The organism is Mesorhizobium sp. RCAM 05104 (assembly GCF_059683645.1).
Window position 1 is genome coordinate 4,944,338 of sequence record NZ_CM185033.1, and the last position, 16,230, is coordinate 4,960,567.

18 protein-coding genes are annotated in these 16,230 nt (G+C 63.5%); 11 read left to right on the top strand and 7 right to left on the bottom strand.

Features of this window, described 5'->3' with window-relative positions; translation table 11 throughout:
* The first annotated feature begins 43 nt into the window (after positions 1 to 43).
* The 3 genes from AC56QP_RS24260 (at position 44) to AC56QP_RS24270 (ending at position 2,201) form a co-directional block, all read left to right on the top strand.
* Positions 44 to 274, top strand: a complete 231-nt coding sequence (locus tag AC56QP_RS24260) for a hypothetical protein (RefSeq protein ID WP_489863166.1) — start codon at positions 44 to 46, stop codon at positions 272 to 274.
* Positions 275 to 350: 76 nt separating this feature from the next.
* Entirely contained in the window at positions 351 to 1,136 is a 786-nt protein-coding gene (locus AC56QP_RS24265) for a ThuA domain-containing protein (RefSeq protein WP_489863165.1), read from the top strand.
* A gap of 15 nt (positions 1,137 to 1,151) precedes the next feature.
* Positions 1,152 to 2,201, top strand: a complete 1,050-nt coding sequence (locus AC56QP_RS24270; protein WP_489863164.1) for a Gfo/Idh/MocA family protein — start codon at positions 1,152 to 1,154, stop codon at positions 2,199 to 2,201.
* A gap of 43 nt (positions 2,202 to 2,244) precedes the next feature.
* Here AC56QP_RS24270 and AC56QP_RS24275 read toward each other — a convergent pair whose 3' ends face one another.
* The 6 genes from AC56QP_RS24275 to AC56QP_RS24300 all read right to left on the bottom strand — a co-directional run bounded on the left by AC56QP_RS24275 (position 2,245) and on the right by AC56QP_RS24300 (position 6,568).
* Complete coding sequence (locus tag AC56QP_RS24275; protein WP_489863163.1) at positions 2,245 to 2,493, bottom strand: DUF680 domain-containing protein; 249 nt, start codon at positions 2,491 to 2,493, stop codon at positions 2,245 to 2,247.
* 190 nt (positions 2,494 to 2,683) lie between these two features.
* Entirely contained in the window at positions 2,684 to 3,328 is a 645-nt protein-coding gene (locus AC56QP_RS24280; RefSeq protein WP_489863162.1) for a TetR/AcrR family transcriptional regulator, read from the bottom strand.
* Between the two features lie 92 nt (positions 3,329 to 3,420).
* A complete protein-coding gene (locus AC56QP_RS24285) occupies positions 3,421 to 4,197 on the bottom strand; it encodes an SDR family NAD(P)-dependent oxidoreductase (protein ID WP_489863161.1) in 777 nt (258 codons plus the stop codon).
* Positions 4,197 to 5,231, bottom strand: coding sequence for a phosphotransferase (locus AC56QP_RS24290; RefSeq protein ID WP_489863160.1), 1,035 nt, complete (start codon positions 5,229 to 5,231; stop codon positions 4,197 to 4,199). The genes AC56QP_RS24285 and AC56QP_RS24290 overlap by 1 nt, the downstream gene beginning before the upstream one ends.
* Positions 5,228 to 5,713, bottom strand: a complete 486-nt coding sequence (locus AC56QP_RS24295; protein ID WP_269905276.1) for a MaoC family dehydratase — start codon at positions 5,711 to 5,713, stop codon at positions 5,228 to 5,230. The genes AC56QP_RS24290 and AC56QP_RS24295 overlap by 4 nt, the downstream gene beginning before the upstream one ends.
* Before the next feature lie 39 nt (positions 5,714 to 5,752).
* Positions 5,753 to 6,568: an SDR family oxidoreductase gene (locus AC56QP_RS24300; protein ID WP_489863159.1), complete on the bottom strand. Its 816-nt coding sequence runs from the start codon at positions 6,566 to 6,568 to the stop codon at positions 5,753 to 5,755.
* Between the two features lie 122 nt (positions 6,569 to 6,690).
* Here AC56QP_RS24300 and AC56QP_RS24305 point away from each other — a divergent pair, with 122 nt between their 5' ends.
* The 6 genes from AC56QP_RS24305 (at position 6,691) to AC56QP_RS24330 (ending at position 12,611) form a co-directional block, all read left to right on the top strand.
* The gene (locus tag AC56QP_RS24305; protein WP_489863158.1) at positions 6,691 to 7,932 is read left to right on the top strand and encodes an acyl-CoA dehydrogenase family protein; all 1,242 of its coding nucleotides are present in this window, start codon (positions 6,691 to 6,693) and stop codon (positions 7,930 to 7,932) included.
* A 57-nt stretch (positions 7,933 to 7,989) separates the two neighbouring features.
* On the top strand, positions 7,990 to 9,027 hold the full coding sequence (locus tag AC56QP_RS24310; RefSeq protein ID WP_489863157.1) for a zinc-binding dehydrogenase: 1,038 nt from the start codon (positions 7,990 to 7,992) through the stop codon (positions 9,025 to 9,027).
* Positions 9,028 to 9,246: 219 nt separating this feature from the next.
* Complete coding sequence (locus AC56QP_RS24315) at positions 9,247 to 10,413, top strand: glycosyltransferase family 87 protein (protein ID WP_489863156.1); 1,167 nt, start codon at positions 9,247 to 9,249, stop codon at positions 10,411 to 10,413.
* Positions 10,406 to 11,389: a glycosyltransferase family 2 protein gene (locus AC56QP_RS24320; protein WP_489863155.1), complete on the top strand. Its 984-nt coding sequence runs from the start codon at positions 10,406 to 10,408 to the stop codon at positions 11,387 to 11,389. Before AC56QP_RS24315 ends, AC56QP_RS24320 begins: the two co-directional genes overlap by 8 nt.
* Positions 11,386 to 12,204, top strand: coding sequence for a ChbG/HpnK family deacetylase (locus AC56QP_RS24325; RefSeq protein WP_489863154.1), 819 nt, complete (start codon positions 11,386 to 11,388; stop codon positions 12,202 to 12,204). Before AC56QP_RS24320 ends, AC56QP_RS24325 begins: the two co-directional genes overlap by 4 nt.
* Positions 12,201 to 12,611 carry a GtrA family protein gene (locus AC56QP_RS24330; RefSeq protein WP_489863153.1) on the top strand — a complete coding sequence of 137 codons (411 nt, stop codon included), beginning with the start codon at positions 12,201 to 12,203 and terminating at the stop codon, positions 12,609 to 12,611. The genes AC56QP_RS24325 and AC56QP_RS24330 overlap by 4 nt, the downstream gene beginning before the upstream one ends.
* Positions 12,612 to 12,688: 77 nt before the next feature.
* On the opposite strand, the gene AC56QP_RS24335 is transcribed toward AC56QP_RS24330, so the two are convergent.
* Complete coding sequence (locus AC56QP_RS24335; RefSeq protein ID WP_091578076.1) at positions 12,689 to 13,516, bottom strand: MurR/RpiR family transcriptional regulator; 828 nt, start codon at positions 13,514 to 13,516, stop codon at positions 12,689 to 12,691.
* 236 nt (positions 13,517 to 13,752) lie between these two features.
* Here AC56QP_RS24335 and AC56QP_RS24340 point away from each other — a divergent pair, with 236 nt between their 5' ends.
* Both AC56QP_RS24340 and AC56QP_RS24345 read left to right on the top strand, forming a co-directional pair.
* Entirely contained in the window at positions 13,753 to 14,568 is an 816-nt protein-coding gene (locus tag AC56QP_RS24340) for an N-formylglutamate amidohydrolase (protein ID WP_489863152.1), read from the top strand.
* Between the two features lie 21 nt (positions 14,569 to 14,589).
* Positions 14,590 to 16,152, top strand: coding sequence for an amino acid permease (locus tag AC56QP_RS24345; RefSeq protein ID WP_489863151.1), 1,563 nt, complete (start codon positions 14,590 to 14,592; stop codon positions 16,150 to 16,152).
* The last annotated feature ends 78 nt before the right edge of the window (positions 16,153 to 16,230 follow it).

Consider the following 16,230-nt stretch of genomic DNA (forward strand, 5'->3'; position numbering starts at 1 on the left):
AGGGCACGCTCGTTCTGCATTCGCACGCCGAGGGAGAATGCCGATGCCGTCGAATTCCACGCCAAGATCACAGGCCAAGAAGTCGCCGGCCGTTCGCTCCCTGGAGCATGAGCAACACGAAGAGCCGAGTGCCGAACAGGAACTCGAGGAGGGGCTCGAGGACACGTTCCCGGCCAGCGATCCGATATCGATCACGGGAACGGCCATTCCCGGCGCACCGGCGAAACCGGGCAAGGCCAAGAAAGTGGCCGGGCGCAAGAAGCGCAAGACTTAATTTTCGTCGGACAAGGCTGGATCGGACCTTCTCAATCCCATTGGGCATGCTATTTAAAGCGCTTTGGGAGACAAAAATGCCGATAAAAGCCGTTGTTTGGGGCGAAAATGTCCATGAGCAGACCAATGCCGCCGTGCGCGACCTCTATCCCTTGGGCATGCATGGCACCATTGCCGCCGCGCTCAACCAGGACAAGGGCATCGAGGCGACCACAGCCACTTTGCAGGAACCCGAACATGGCTTGAGCGAGAAGCGCCTGGCCGCCACCGATGTCCTGCTGTGGTGGGGTCATGCGGCGCATGGCGAAGTCAAGGACGAGGTCGTCGAGCGCGTGCAGAAACGGGTCTGGGAAGGCATGGGGCTGATCGTGCTCCATTCCGGCCACTACTCGAAGATCTTCAAGCGGCTGATGGGCACGCCCTGTTCGCTGAAATGGCGCGAGGCGGGCGAGCGCGAGCGTGTCTGGGCGATCAACCGCGGCCACCCGATCGCGCAAGGCATCGGCGAATGCCTGGAGATCGGCGAGACGGAGATGTATGGCGAGCCGTTCGCGGTGCCGGAGCCGCTCGAGACGGTGTTCGTCTCCTGGTACGAAGGCGGCGAGGTGTTCCGATCCGGGCTGACCTATCAGCGCGGCGCCGGCAGGATCTTCTACTTCTCGCCTGGCCACGAGACCTATCCGATCTATCACAATGAGGGCGTGCAGCAGGTGCTGCGCAACGCCGTGCACTGGGCGCACAATCCGGCGCCGGCATGGTCCGGCATCACCAATGCGCCCAACGTGTCGACGGAGGCGGCCAAGGAGAAGATCGTCCAGAAGGGACTGCGCCTGCATGCCGATGGCGACAAGGGCTTGAGTTGATTGGGGCCTGATCTGATGCATCGACTGCTTCTGCTCGGCACCGGCGGCATCGCCGGGCATCATGTCGAGGAATTCGCCAGGATTCCCGGCTGTACCATCGTCGCCTGCGTCGACCAGGTGCCGGGCCGCGCGGCAGCGTTCGCCGCCGCCAACAGAATAGGCGATTTCTTCGAGAGCCTGGAAGCAGCGATTACCTGGGGCGAGTTCGACGCCGCCATCAACGCGACGCCGGACGGCGCGCACAGGGCAACGACACTGGCGTTGCTCGCCGCCGGCAAGCATGTCTTCTGCGAAAAGCCGCTGGCGCCGAACCATGCCGACGCACTTGATATGACGGAAGCGGCCGAGGCGGCCGGGGTCGTCAACATGGTCAACCTGACCTATCGCAACTCACCGGCGATCCAGGAAGCACGGCGCATGGTGCAGGCCGGTGAGATCGGCGAGTTGCGCCATGTCGAGGCGAGCTACCGGCAAAGCTGGCTGGTCAGCAAATCGTGGGGCGACTGGCGGGTCGAGGACAAATGGCTGTGGCGCCTGTCGAGCCGGCACGGTTCGACCGGCGTGCTGGGCGATGTCGGCATTCACATCCTGGACTTCGCTACCTATGGCGCCGCCCAGGAAATCGTCAGCCTGCATGCGGATCTGGTGACGTTTCCGAAGGCCGAGGGAGAGCGGATCGGCGACTATGTGCTGGACGCCAACGACAGCGTGGCGATGACGGCGAGGTTCAAATCCGGTGCACTCGCCACGATCGTGGCAAGCCGTTACATGACCGGCCACGCCAACGATTTGTCGCTGGCCCTGCACGGCACCAGGGGCGCCATCAAGGTCGAGACCGACGGCAAGACATCGCACCTGTCCGCTTGCCTGGGCAAGGATGTCGACCAGCAGTGCTGGCGAACGCTTGTGCTGCCGGATGTCAAGCGCAACGCCCGGCGTTTTGCAGAGGCGCTGGATGCAGGCCGGAACGGCGATCCGTCCTTCCGGCGCGCCGCTGACATGCAGAAGCTGATCGACGCGGCCTTCGAGAGTTCAGCGGTCAAATTGCCGGTCCCGGTCGCCTGAAGCTGGCCGGGTCGTGCCGGCCAGAAGTGATTTCAAGCTGATATCAGAATGCGCTCGGCATAATCCACGGATTGATGCTGATGCCGAGCCGCGGGCCCTTGCCGTCAGCGGTGTTTTCCGTGGAGCTTTTCTTCTCGACCGATCCGGTCGAAGCGCAATCGAGCTTCACATGGGTCCTGGTGTCGACGCAGGTCGCGGCCGGCGCGTGCTTGACCGGCTGGCTGGCGCTGGCGGCGAAGGCCGAGCCCGAAAGTGCCAGCACGGCGGCGAGGGTGAGGAGTGTCTTTTTCATCGTCAGTCTCCGTTTTTCGACGGGTGAATTCCCTCCGTACATGTACGGTGTGGCGTACAAATACGACCATCGATCGCGAAGTTCAAGTCGGAATCGTACGCGTACGATAAACTTTTTGTTAACCAAGAAACTCGCCCCCCGTTTGGCTGCGGAGGATGGTGAGGACTATGGAAACGAAAGGAGCTGGCGTTCAGCAGTTGACCGGTGTCTCGCTCAGCGGCGGCACGTTCTGCGTGCTGAGCGAGGCAAGCGTGAAATCGCACATCCGCTTCACGAAAGCCTGCGGGTCGCCAAAGGGGTAGAACGGAAAGGTGATCAGCAGCGAGATCGTACCGTGGCCCACCGCCCACAGCATGGTGGCGATGGCGCGCGGATCGCCTTGCAACTTGCCAGCGGCGACGCAGGCCTCGACCCGGCTGATGAGCACTTTCATCGCCGGGTTGCCTTCTTCCATGTCGTCGTAGCTCCTGCCTTCCGGCAGCCTGGTCTTTTCGGTCATGAAGACGGTGCGGTATTCGTTGGGATTGCCGAGCCCGAAGGCGGCATATTCCGTCATGACCGCCTGCAATGCCTCGATCGGATCGTCGGACGAATGCTCCTCGATGCGCCGGGCAAGCGTCTCGAACGCATCCTCGGCCAGCGCGAACAGGATGTCCTGCTTGTCGGCGAAGTAGGAGTAGACCGACATCGGCGCGTAGCCGACCCGCTTGGCCAGCTTGCGGATGGTCAGGCCTTCATAACCCTCTTCCTGGACGAGCTTGTGCGCGGCCTCGACCAGTTCGGATCGCAGTTCGGCTTTTTGTTTCTCGCGGCGTGTCTGGACGCTTGGCGGCAAGATCTCGTGCCTTCGTTTGGTTGGTGCGCGGCTAAATTATATACGCTGTACGAAAACGAACAAGGGCGCGACAGGTTCCCAAACGGCAGGTGTCAGATGGCGCCGATGCCGCCGTCGACGGCCAGCGCGTGGCCGGTCATGAAGGAATTGGCGGGGTCGGCGGCGAACAGGATGGCGGTGGTGATCTCCTCGACTTCGGCCACCCGCTTCATCGGCACGCCACGCGTCAGTTCGGCCAATGCCTCCGCCTCCGGCATGCCGGAGAGGCGTACGAAGCCGTCCACCATCGCCGTCCTTGTGTGGGCGGGGCAGATGGCGTTGATGCGCAGGCCCTTGGTGGCGTATTCGATCGCGGCCGAGCGGGTCAGGCCGATGACGCCGTGCTTGGCGGCGGCGTAGACCGAGAGTTTCGGCGCGCCGGACAGGCCGGCGGCCGAGGCGATGTTGACGATGGCGCCACCCTTGCCAGTCGCCTTGAACTGCCGCTCCATCTGCGGAATCTGGTGCTTCATGGCATAGAAGACGCCGAGCAGATCGATCTCCAGCACGCGGCGGGCCTCGTCCGACGCGACATGCGGCAGGCGCACGAAGCTCTGGACGATGCCGGCATTGTTGACCGCGATGTCCAGCCGGCCGAATTTCTCGACCGCCAGCCTGACCAGATCCTCGGACAGGCTTTCGTCCGCTATGTTGCCGGCCAGGATCGCCGTTTCGGCCCGCAGCGTCCCGGCAAGATCGGCCAACGCCGTTTCGTCGATGTCCGACAGCACCAGCCGCGCGCCCTCAGTGGCAAAGCCCTTCGCGGCGCCCTGGCCGAGCCCGCCGGCGGCACCGGTGATCAGCACGGTTGCTCTGTCAAAACGGCCCATCACGCCTCCTTGTCGATCAGTTTCGAAGCGAGATGCGAAAGCAGCTTCACGGCTTCGCCATAGGTCTTGGCCTTTTCAGGATTGGAGGCGTTGCCGTCCAGCGCCCGCTTGTAGACACCCTGGCAGATCGCGGCCAGCCGGAAGAAGGAGAAGGCCAGGAAGAACGTCCAGTTGCCGATGCCGTCCAGCCCGCGCCGCCGGCAGTAGGCGGCGACGTAGGCCTCTTCCGAGGGCAGGCCGAGTGCGGGGCGGTCGACACCACCCAGGCCGCGAAAACCCGAGGCGTGCGGCAAGCGCCATTGCATGCACTGATAGGCGATGTCGGCAAAGGGGTGGCCAAGAGTCGACAGTTCCCAGTCCAGCACCGCCAGCACCTGGGGCCGATCCGGGGCGAAGATCAGATTGTCCAGCCGGTAGTCGCCATGCACCAGCGAGACGCGGCCGTCATCGGCGGGCATGTGCTTCTCCAGCCAGGAAATAAGCCGGTCCATGTCGGCGACGGTGCCCGTCTCCGAGGCGCGGTACTGGCTGGTCCAGCGCGCCAGCTGCCGCTCGAAATAATTGCCCGGCCGGCCGAATTCGCCGAGTCCCACGGCCTCGACATCGACATCATGCATGGCCGCGAGCGTGACGTTCATGGCATCGTAGATGGCGGCGCGCTCATCGTTGTCGCGAGCTTCCGGCAGCGCCGGATCCCAAAAGATGCGGCCGTCGAGGAAATCCATCACGTAGAACATACGGCCGATCGGCGAGTCCTCCGCCGACAGGTGCAGCATTCGCGGCACAGGCACGGCGGTTCCGGCAAGCGCGCTCATCACGGTGAATTCGCGGTCGACCTGATGCGCCGATTTCAGCAACTGCCCAGGCGGCTTGGCGCGCAGCACGTAGCGGCCACTTGCCGCCGTTATCAGATAGGTCGGGTTCGATTGGCCTGATTTGAATTTTTCGATTGCAGCAAGCCCGGAAAAGCCGGGGATGTTCGCCTCAAGGTAAGGCGCTAGAGCCGCCTGGTCGAGAACGTTCGGATCGCTCATGCGGTCTCAGGCTGGCGTTCGATCAGGGTCAGCGTCAGCCAGCGCGCGGTCAATGCCGGCTTCTTCGAGCCCTCGATCTCGATCGTCACGTCATGGGCCGTCTGCACCCAGCCCGACGGCCTGACCTTGACGTCGGCCAGCACGAAACGGGTGCGGATGCGCGCCCCGGTCTTCACCGGTGCCAGGAAGCGCAGCGAATCGAAGCCGTGGTTGACGCCCATCTTGCTGTTTTCGAGCGGCGGCATGGTCTCGAAGGTCATTGCCGACAAAAGCGACAGCGACAGGAAGCCGTGCGCGATGGTGCCGCCGAACGGCGTCTCCCGCATGGCCCGCTCCGGGTCGCAATGGATGAACTGGTGGTCGTCGGTGGCGTCCGCGAACTGGTCGATCATGCGTTGCGTGACCACTCGCCACGGCGACACGCCAACCTCCTTGCCGACACTGGCCAGAAGCACATCGAGACTGATCGGTTCCACGCTGATGTCCTCCAGTTCACTCCCGGCTTCTGCGGCCGGAAAATGTCATTCCTTGAACAAGGTCAGCCCATGCTGCACCGACTGTCCGCCGTCGATCGGCAGGATGGCGCCGGTGACATAGCTGCCCGCACGGCTGCACAAATAGAGCGTTGCGCCGGCAATGTCATCCGGGGCGCCGATACGACCGATCGGAACATGGCTGCCGACGCGTTTCGCCTGTTCATCGCTGCCGGTGGCGAAAGCCGTCATGCGGCTCTGGAAGGGGCCGGGGGCGAAGGCGTTGACGGTGATGCGTCGGGCGGCGAACTCGAGCGCCAGAGTGCGTGTCAGATGGTGAACCGCGGCCTTCGAGGCGGTGTAGGAATAGGCATCGTCGGCCAGCGGCTGCGTGCCCATCACCGAACCCAGGTTGATGACCCGGGCCGGATCGGCATCACTGGCGGCGGCTTCCAGCAGCGGCAGCAATTCGCGGGTCAGATGGAAGACCGCGGTAACGTTGACGCCGAGCACCTTGGCCCATGCCGAATAAGGAAAGCTCTCCAGCGGCGCGCCCCAGGAAACGCCGGCATTGTTGACCAGAATGTCCAGTTTCACGGTCCGCGCCTTGACCTCGGCCACCAAGGCAGCGATGCCAGCCTCGCTGGAGACATCGCCGGCGAAGCCTTCGGCCCGACCGGAAGCGCCAATCCCGTTCAACTCGGCGGCGACCTTGACGCAGTCCTCGCCCTTGCGCGAAGCGATCATCACGCTGGCGCCGGCCCTGACCAGCGCGGTTGCGGCCATGCGGCCGATGCCGGTCGCGGCGCCCGTCACCAGCGCGGTCTTGCCGGCCACCGAAAACAGCTCGTCCAGATAGCTCATCACAATCCTCCGCGCCTTGCCCCGGCATGCGGGCAAAACAGTTCGCGTTGACAAGGCTATCCGAAGTACGGTCATCCTTGCCACGGGTAAAGTGCCCGGCGTGCATGAAGGGTTAGCGACCAATGACGGAGATGAATCTCGGCATGACCGAGCGGCTGAAGCCGATCCACGCGCGTGTCGCGGCGATGGTGCGCGACGAGATCATGCCGCTCGACAAGGAATTTCTCGGCGAGGTGGGCAAGGCCGGCGACCGCTGGGTCTATACGGCGCGCCAGAGCGAGATCCTCGAAGGGCTGAAGAAGATCGCAAGAGAGCGCGGCCTGTGGAATTTCTGGCTGACCGGCTCGGAACGCGGCTACGGTCTTTCAACCGTCGAATACGCCTATCTGGCCGAGGAGATGGGCAAGGCGCATCTCGGCGCCGAGACCTTCAACTGCTCGGCGCCCGACACCGGCAACATGGAGGTGCTGGAGCGTTACGGTTCCGCCGAGCTCAAAAAGGCATGGCTGGAGCCCCTGCTCGACGGCAAGATCCGCTCGGCCTACCTGATGACCGAGCCGGATGTCGCTTCGTCCGACGCCACCAACATTTCGATGCGCTGCGAGCGGCAGGGTGGCGACTATGTGCTCAACGGCGAGAAATGGTGGGCCTCCGGCGCCGGCGATCCGCGTTGCGCCATCTATATCGTCATGGTCCGGACGGGCGGCGATGAAGAGCCGCAGCACCGCCGCCATTCGATGGTCCTGGTGCCATCAGACACAAAAGGCGTGACCAAGGTCAGGGCGATGCAGGTCTATGGCGACGACGACGCGCCGCACGGCCACATGCACCTCCGCTTCGACAATGTCAGGGTACCGGCATCGAACCTGATCCTCGGCGAGGGCAGGGGCTTCGAGATCGCGCAAGGCCGGCTCGGGCCCGGCCGCATCCATCACTGCATGCGCGCCATCGGCCAGGCCGAGATGGCGCTGGAGATGCTGTGCCAGCGTTCCGTGCGCCGCGAGGCCTTCGGCCAGAAGCTGGCGAAACTCGGCGCCAATTTCGACATCATCGCCGAATGCCGCATGGAGATCGAGATGGCCCGCCTGCTCTGCCTCAAGGCGGCGTGGATGATCGACCAGGGCGATGCGCGTGCCGCAGCGCCCTGGATCAGCCAGATCAAGGTCGTGGCACCGCGCGTCGCGCTCAAGGTCACCGACGAGGCGGTGCAGATGTTCGGCGCGCAAGGCATCAGCCAGGACACGCCGCTGGCGCGCTCGTGGACGCATTTGAGGACATTGCGCCTGGCCGACGGGCCCGACGCCGTGCATCGCCGGCAAGTGGCGCGCACCGAGCTGAAGAAATACACGCAGGAAAGGGTCTGAGCAGCGGCTCAGCGCGGCCGCGTTGCGGTCTTACTGCCGGTACCAAGGAGCGTTCCGATGACTGTCCCGTCCGAAATGAAAGCGCTGCTGCTGATCGGCGACGGCTACACCAGGACCCCTACCGGCAGCGTTCTGGAGGCGATGGAACCCTACCTGCAGCCTGGCAGTATCGCCGTGCCGACGCCCGGGCCGACGCAGGTTCTGATCAAGGTCAGCCTGGCTTCGATCAATCCGTCCGATGTCATGTTCGTCAAGGGCCAGTACGGCCAGCCACGCGCCAAGGGACAGCCGGCCGGCTTCGAGGGGGTCGGCACAGTCGTCGCCAGTGGTGATGAGCCTTATCCCAAAAGCCTGATCGGCAAGCGGGTCGCCTTCGCCACCGGCGTCACCAATTGGGGCTCATGGGCCGAATATGCCGTCGCCGAGGCGGCGGTCTGCATCCCGCTCCTCGACACGGTGCGCGACGAGGATGGCGCGGCTATGATCGTCAATCCGCTCACCGCGCTCGCCATGTTCGACATCGTCAGGGAAGAAGGCGAAAAGGCCTTCGTCATGACCGCAGGCGCCAGCCAGCTCTGCAAGCTGATCATCGGTCTGGCCAGCGAAGCGAGTTTCCGGCCTGTTGTCACCGTGCGGCGCGACGATCAGATCACGGCTCTGAAAGAGCTTGGCGCGGCGCACGTCCTCAACGAAAAGGCGCCGGATTTCAAGACGGCGCTGCGCGAGGTGATCAAAGCCGAGCAACCGCGCATCTTCCTCGACGCGGTGACCGGGCCGCTGGCCTCGGCCATCTTCGACGTCATGCCAAAACGGGCGCGCTGGATCATCTACGGGCGGCTCGATCCCGAGCCGACAGTCATCCGTGAACCCGGCCAGCTGATTTTCCAGCACAAGCATATCGAGGGCTTCTGGCTGAGCGAGTGGATGCGCCAGTTCCGCGACCGCCGCGGCCCGGCGATCCTGGAGGCGCAGAAGCGTTTTTCCGATGGGCGCTGGTCGACCGACGTGACGGCTGTCGTGCCGCTCTCCGAGGCGATGGCGCGGGTTCCGGCCGAACTGGCCAAGCCCAACGGCAAGGTGTTCATCCAGCCTTAGCATCATTTGAAAGGACGCCAGAAGCTCGAATGCCAAGCTTTCCAAACGGCTCTTGATGGTCAATAAAAAGCCGGTGTCCTGTCGCCACCAGGCAGGCGGGACAGATATCCGCGTCTTTCAGTCCCTATGCCACCCTGCTTTGTCCGTGATATGCCGCCGCCATCGAAATGCCGGACGGCGCAGGCAAGGGCCTGTTGCGGGGTCGTGTGGGGTGACTTGATGACGATTTCCAAGCCGGTTTTCGACCGTTTGGGACTTAGCATGTGGATCGGAGCGTTCCTGATCGTTCTTGTCCTGGTGCTGTGGTCGCCCGACACGCGCACTGTGTTGCAGGCCTACAGATACGGCAGCGAGGAATTTCTGGCCGGCCGGCCGCTGTACAATATTCAGTCCGAGATGGGGTATCTCTACGCGCCGGCCTTTGCCGCGCTCTATGCTCCACTGTTCAAGCTGGGACCGCAAATAGGCGGGCTGCTGTGGCATGTTCTCGGCTTTGCAGTGCTGACCTTCGCCGCGGTGCGGCAGGTGCGCAAGCTCGGCGGCGGGGAATTGACCTGGCTGCTTTCGTTCGGTCTTTTCCTCGCCCTGCCGATGGCGCTCGGTGCGATCCGCAACGGCCAGGCGACGATCCTTTTGACCGGTGCTTGCTGGCTTCTCACCTTGTCGGCACTTGAAGGGCGGCGCGCCGAGACGTTTTTCTGGGCCTCGCTTGCCATCATCGCCAAGCCGACCGCGATCATCATGCTGCTGCTGGCTGGAGCGCTGCGACCCCGGTTGATACCGGTGCTGCTGCTGGGGGTGCTGTTCGTGCTCGCCCTGCCTTACGCCTTCGCTCCCGCCGGCTACCTAAACGACCAATATCGTGATTTCGCCCACATGCTGACCTCAATGGCCGTCGACAACACCAGCCACTTTGTTCCCACCGATTTCACCGCGCCCTTCACGGCGATAGGACTGCCCATTCCTGAATTCGATGCCACGATCGTGCGCATGGTCATGGCCCTGCTGACACTTTCGGCGGTCATCTGGTTCGACCGCAAGCTCGAACAGGGAACGGCGGGGCTGGCGATCTTCCTGACAGCCACTTTCTACATGTGTGTCTTCAACCCGCGCGTCGAGCCCAACACCTATGCCATGATCGCCGTACCCGCCGGTCTCGCCATCGCCCTGTTGTGGCGCGAAGAACAAGGCGGCGTCCTGGCCTCGGTGCTGTCCATAGCGCTGTTCCTGACCGGACTGACCGGCGTCGAGCGACACGTGCACGATTTCTTCTATCCCTGGTTCCGGCCGATCACGGTCACCTTCATCGCCTGTTCGCTGATGTGGTGGTTCTGGGCCAGGGCACGGGACAAGGTGGCGAATGAAGGGCCCGTTGCACATGGCTGAGTTGCGACCCACTCTCGATATCGTCGCACCGTTCTTCAACGAGGCGCAATCGGCATCGGCCTTCGCCGGGCTGCTCGACAAGCTCGAGGCGGCGGTATCACAGCGCTTCGGCATGACTGTCCACAAGATCCTCGTCGATGATGGCAGCCGCGACGATGGCGCCGAACGGTTCTCGCATGTGCTGTCGGGATCCTGGGAGATCGTCCGCCTCAGTCGCAATTTCGGCAAGGAAGTCGCCGTGCTTGCCGGCCTCGACCAGTCGCGCGGCGACATGGTGCTGATCATGGACGCCGACCTCCAGCATTCGATGGACATCAGCCTGAAACTGATCGCCGAACTGGTGGAAAATCCGGACATCGACGTCGTCTTCGCGCAGAACGACCGGCGTGAGGCGAGTTGGCGGCGCAGCCAGCTGGCCCGGCTTTTCTACAGCCTGATCAACAGCAGCCAGCGTTTCGACATTCCCGAGAACGCGGGAGATTTTCGCGTCATGCGTGGTGCCGTGGTGCGCGCGCTGACGAGCCTGCGGGACAAGCGGCGCTTCAACAAGGGCCTGTTCGCCTGGGCCGGCTTCCGCCAGAAAGCCATGCCCTATTCGCCGGAGAACCGCGCCGTTGGCACGTCGAAATGGAGCCGGCTCAACCTGATCGCCTTCTCGCTGGAAGGGTTCACGTCCTTCTCCGTCATCCCGTTGCGCATCATCAGCCTGAGCGGAATGCTGGCGGCGTTGGCGGGCCTCGTTTACGGAGCCAAGGTGTTCTTCGAGGTGATGTTCTACGGCATCGCCGTCCCCGGCTATCCCAGCCTTATGGTCGCCGTCGTCCTGCTCGGCGGCCTCAACCTCACGCTGCTCGGCCTGATCGGCGAATATGTCTGGGTGACGCTGAGCGAGAGCAAGGATCGGCCCGTCTACATCGTGCGCGACGTCGTGCGCGGCGACGTTTCGGACAGGCCTCCAGGCGCGTCCGGCGCATGACGCGGCGCATCCGCCTGATCGCCGACGACTACGGCCTGGCGCCCGGGGTTTCCGCAGCGATCCTCGAACTGCTCGATCGCGGCCGCTTGACGGGTACCAGTTGCATGACCGGCTTTCCAGAATGGGAAGGGGAGGCGGCGCGCATAAAGCCACTATGCGACCGTGCCGCGATCGGGCTGCATCTTACCTTGACCGACCAGCCAGCCATCACCGGCCCGTCGAGCCTGGCGCCGGAAGGCCGGTTGCCGCCGCTCCGCTCGCTGGCATTGCCGATCCTGAGCGGCCGTGTCGACGACCGCGACATCCATGCCGAGCTCGACGCCCAGTACGGCCGCTTCGTCGAGGCGCTGGGCCGCCGGCCCGCGTTCGTCGACGGGCACCAGCACGTGCATTTCCTTCCCGTCGTCCGCAGATGGCTGCGCGCGCGCCTTGCCGAAGGCGCCGGCAGGCCGGCGCTGCGCGGCGCCCCGGCACTGGCCGGTGGAGTCGCGGCGCCGAAAGTTGCCGCGATCGCGGCGCTCGCCGCCGGCTTCAACCGGTCGATGCAGCGCGCCGGCTTCACCATTTTCGAGCCGCTCGCCGGTATCTATGACTGGCGGCAGCCCGAAAGGTTTGCTCCAGTGCTGCTAGCCGCCGTGGAGGCGTTGCCGGAGCGAGGGCTGTTCATGTGTCATCCCGGCCATGTCGACGCGACGCTGCGCGCGCGTGACCCGATGCAAGGCGTGCGCGAGGTCGAGTTCGCGTTCCTGGCATCGGACGATTTCGGTGCAAGCCTGTCCCGTGCCGGCGTCGAGATCATGGGCGGCAAGGAATGAGCGATGCCGACCGGCCCGGGCGTTCGACCGGCAGCAAGATCGTTCGCTTTGCCATCGTCGGACTGGCGAACACGGCCATCGACCTGGCCGGCTTCTTCGTGCTGCTCAAGCTGCATGTCCCGCCGCTGCCCGCCAACATCGCCGCCTGGTTCATCGCCGTCACCTTCTCTTTCGTGGCGAACGGCCTCTGGTCGTTCGAGCGCGATCCGGCCATCCGGCCGCGCGATGCCTTCCTTCGCTTCGTTTCGCTTGGGGCGCTGATTTCGCTCGGCGTCTCCAGCCTTTCGATCGCGCTGTTCGCCGGTATCGTCGGGGTTTGGCCGGCAAAGCTCGGCGGTGTCATTATGGCGGCGGTGCTGAATTTCCTGGCCGCGCGCTGGTCGATCGAGGGCCGCTTGCTGAAATAGCGGCGCCGTGATCGACGTTGAACTGGATGGTGACGCGGCTCGGGCCGAGGAGGTCGACTCGACGTAACGTTGGCGGCCTAACGCAGGCTTTCCATCTCGCGGATGCGCTTGGCGCCTTTTGCTTCCAGTTGCCTTGTGACGGCGCCGATCAGCGTTTCGGCGACGACGAACAGGGCGGCGGAGGAATCCCATGCCGAAGGCACCGCGGTTCGTCCTGCGATGACATGGCGGGCAAAGCGGGCGATCGGCGACAGCCACTGGTCGGTGAACAGCACGATCTGCACGCCGCGCTGATGCGCCTTCTCGGCGAAGCGGACGAGGCTGTCCTGGTAGCGCCTGATGTCGAAGATCACCAGCACGTCGCGCTTGCCCATGTCGATCAGCCGGTCGCGCCACATGCTTTCCTGTCCCGCGAGGTGAAAGACATCAGGCTGAATGATGGCGAGGTGGGCGGCCATGTAACGCGCCAGCGGATCGGTGAAGCGGCCGCCGATCAGGAAGGTCTTGCCGCGCCGGTCAGCGAGCCGGGCCGCGATGTCGGCAAGCTGCTTGTCGGACAGGTGCCTGAAAGTCTCGCGCATGTTGTCGAGCGTCGCTTCCAGCATCGGTGACACGGTGCCGCCGCCGGGCGAGGGCGGGTTGAGCGTCCTTGTCGCCGGCGATTGCAGTTGCGCCGCCAGTTCGTCCTGCAGGCTCGACTGGAATTCCGGATAGTTCTGGAAGCCGAGCCGGGCAACGAAGCGCAGGATCGTCGGCGAGGAAACGCCGGCCGCGGCCGAGAATTCGGCAACCGTTTTCAGGCCGATCATAGGATAGCTGGCGATTAGCGTCTGTGCTGCCCGCCGTTCGCTGGCCGGCATCGTGCCAATACGGTCGGCGATCAATTCGGCAATGCTGGAAATCATCTTTTCCCCATCCCTGGAACGGGATGGTGAACCCATCCCGTTCCGTCTGATTGTCCTGGCCGCATTTCTGCGACGCCAAGTGATTCCACTTGGCTGCAAAATGCTTCGGCCTGGTCCACGGTCTTTTCCGAAATCGCATTTGACAAAGCCGGGCAAACTGTATGAAATCATCCACAGGGACGCAATGAGGCAAAATACGTAACATACGATACAGCGCTCCCCGGGGACGGCAGACTATGGAGAAAGCACGGCCCGCCAGCCTTGCATCGTCTGATACCGTAAGGGTGACGAACCCGGGCGGATCGAGCCCTTTCGTGCTGACCTGCGATCACGCCTCGAATTTCCTGCCGGCCGAATTCGGAACGTTGGGCCTCGCCTCCGAAGACCTGTCGCGCCACATCGCCTGGGACCCGGGCGCACTGCCGGTTGCGCTGCGCATGGCCGAGGCGCTTGACGCGACGCTGGTCGAAACCCGCATTTCTCGTCTCGTCATTGACTGCAACCGGCCGCTTGACGCGCCGGACCTGGTGCCGCCGGTCAGCGAGACCACGGCGATACCGGGCAATACCGGCCTGTCGGAACAGCAGCGCGCGGCGCGTGTTGCCCTGTCATGGCAGCCGTTCCATGGCGCCATCGAACGCATTGTCGAAGACAGGCTGGGGCGCGGGCAGGAGACCCGCCTGGTTTCCGTGCATTCCTTCACACCGGTCTACAAGGGCCGCAACCGGCCATGGCATATCGGCATCATCCACGACGATGATCGCCGGCTGGCGTCACCGCTGATTGCCGCGCTGAAGCGGCTTGCCGGCGTCACCGTCGGCGTCAACGAACCCTATTCGCCGGCCGACCGCGTCTATTTCACGCTGGAACGCCACGCACGTTCGCGCGGCTTGCCGTGCGCGATGATCGAAATCCGCAATGACGAAATCGCCGGCGAAGCCGGGCAGCGGAAATGGGCGGATCTGCTCACGGGCATTTTTTCGGATCTGGAGCCAGAGGAGGCCAAGGGCTCTCGACCAGCAGTCAGCAAGTCAGTTCAATCGGCCAGCTAAGAACCAACAGGGGAAATCAAAATGGCAGCACCGGGTTATACAGACGTTGACAAGAAGGAGGACCTCAAGGTTCTCCACGGCATGGGCTATGCCCAGGAACTGTCGCGAAGCATGAGCCGCTTCTCGAATTTCGCGATCTCATTCTCTATCATCTGTATCCTGTCGGGCGGCATCAATTCCTTCGCCCAGGCCATCTCTTCGATCGGTGGCGCCGGCGCCGGCATCGGCTGGATTGTCGGTTGCGTTGTTTCAGGGTTCTTTGCCCTCGCCATGGCGCAGATCGCTTCGGCATTTCCGACAGCTGGCGGGCTCTACCACTGGTCATCCATCCTTGGAAATCGCTTCACCGGCTGGCTGACAGCCTGGCTCAATCTGCTCGGCCTGATCACCGTGCTGGGTGCCATCAACATCGGTACCGCATTCTTCTTCGTTGGAACGTTCGGGAGCTGGTTCGGCATTACCGGCACTCCGGGCGAGGTCGTTGGATTTGTTGCCGTCATCACCGTGATCCAGGCGCTCTGCAATCACTTCGGCATCAGACTGACCGCCATGCTGACCGACGCATCCGGCTTCCTGATCCTTGGCGCAACTGCTGTGTTGATCGTTGCTTGCCTGGTGTTTGCTCCGGCAATCGACGTCACACGGCTGTGGACGTTCACCAACTACTCGGGCGACGCCGGAGGTGGTGTTTTCCCGCAGTCGGATTCCATGAGCTACCTGTTCCTGCTCTGTCTGCTGCTGCCGGTCTACACCATCACTGGATATGATGCGTCGGCGCATACTTCGGAAGAAACGCTGAAGGCAGCGCATTCCGTTCCGCGGGCGATCGTTTCGTCCGTGCTCTGGTCGTCGCTGATCGGCTGGGCGATGGTCTGCGCGATCACTCTGGCGATCCCCGACCTAGCGGCCGGCGCCAAGCAGGGCTGGAGCGTCTTCTTCTCGACGATGGATGCAATCCTGCCGGTCTGGCTGAAAGAGCTGCTCTATCTGGCAATCCTGATCTCGCAGTTCCTCTGCGGCCTCGCCACGGTGACCTCGGCCTCGCGCATGTTGTTTGCTTTCTCTCGTGACGGTGGCATGCCGGTCGGTTCGGCCTCGCTCGCCAAAGTCAGCCCAACCTGGCGCACGCCGGTCAACGCCATCTGGACCGCCGCGATCCTCGAGATCATCTACGTCTTTCTTGCTCAGTTTATTTCAGTCGGCGGCACCAACATCTACACCATCGTCGTCAATTCGACGCTGGTGTTCCTGTTCCTGTCGTTCGTCATTCCGATCGTACTCGGCATGATGGCTTTTGGAACGGCGAAATGGCCGACTCCAGGCCCGTGGAATCTCGGCGCCGGGCTGTTCAAGCTGTTTTGCGTCCTGTCGGTCGTCGGCATGGTGATCATCTTCTACATCGCCATCCAGCCGCCGAACGACAAGGTGCTTTACATCACCATTGGCTTCATTGTGTTGACCGCCGTGCTTTGGTTCGGTTTCGAGAATCGCCGCTTCCAGGGCCCGCCGATCGGCGACCAGATCGCCAAGCGCCAGGCTGCCATCGCGGCTGCCGAGCTGGCGGTCGGCGAGACTGGCCACTGAACTCAGTCATCATCGTCATGGCCGGCATCGTGCCGGCCATGGCTCTGTTTACCCCTTTCAAACGATAAGCGCTGGAGT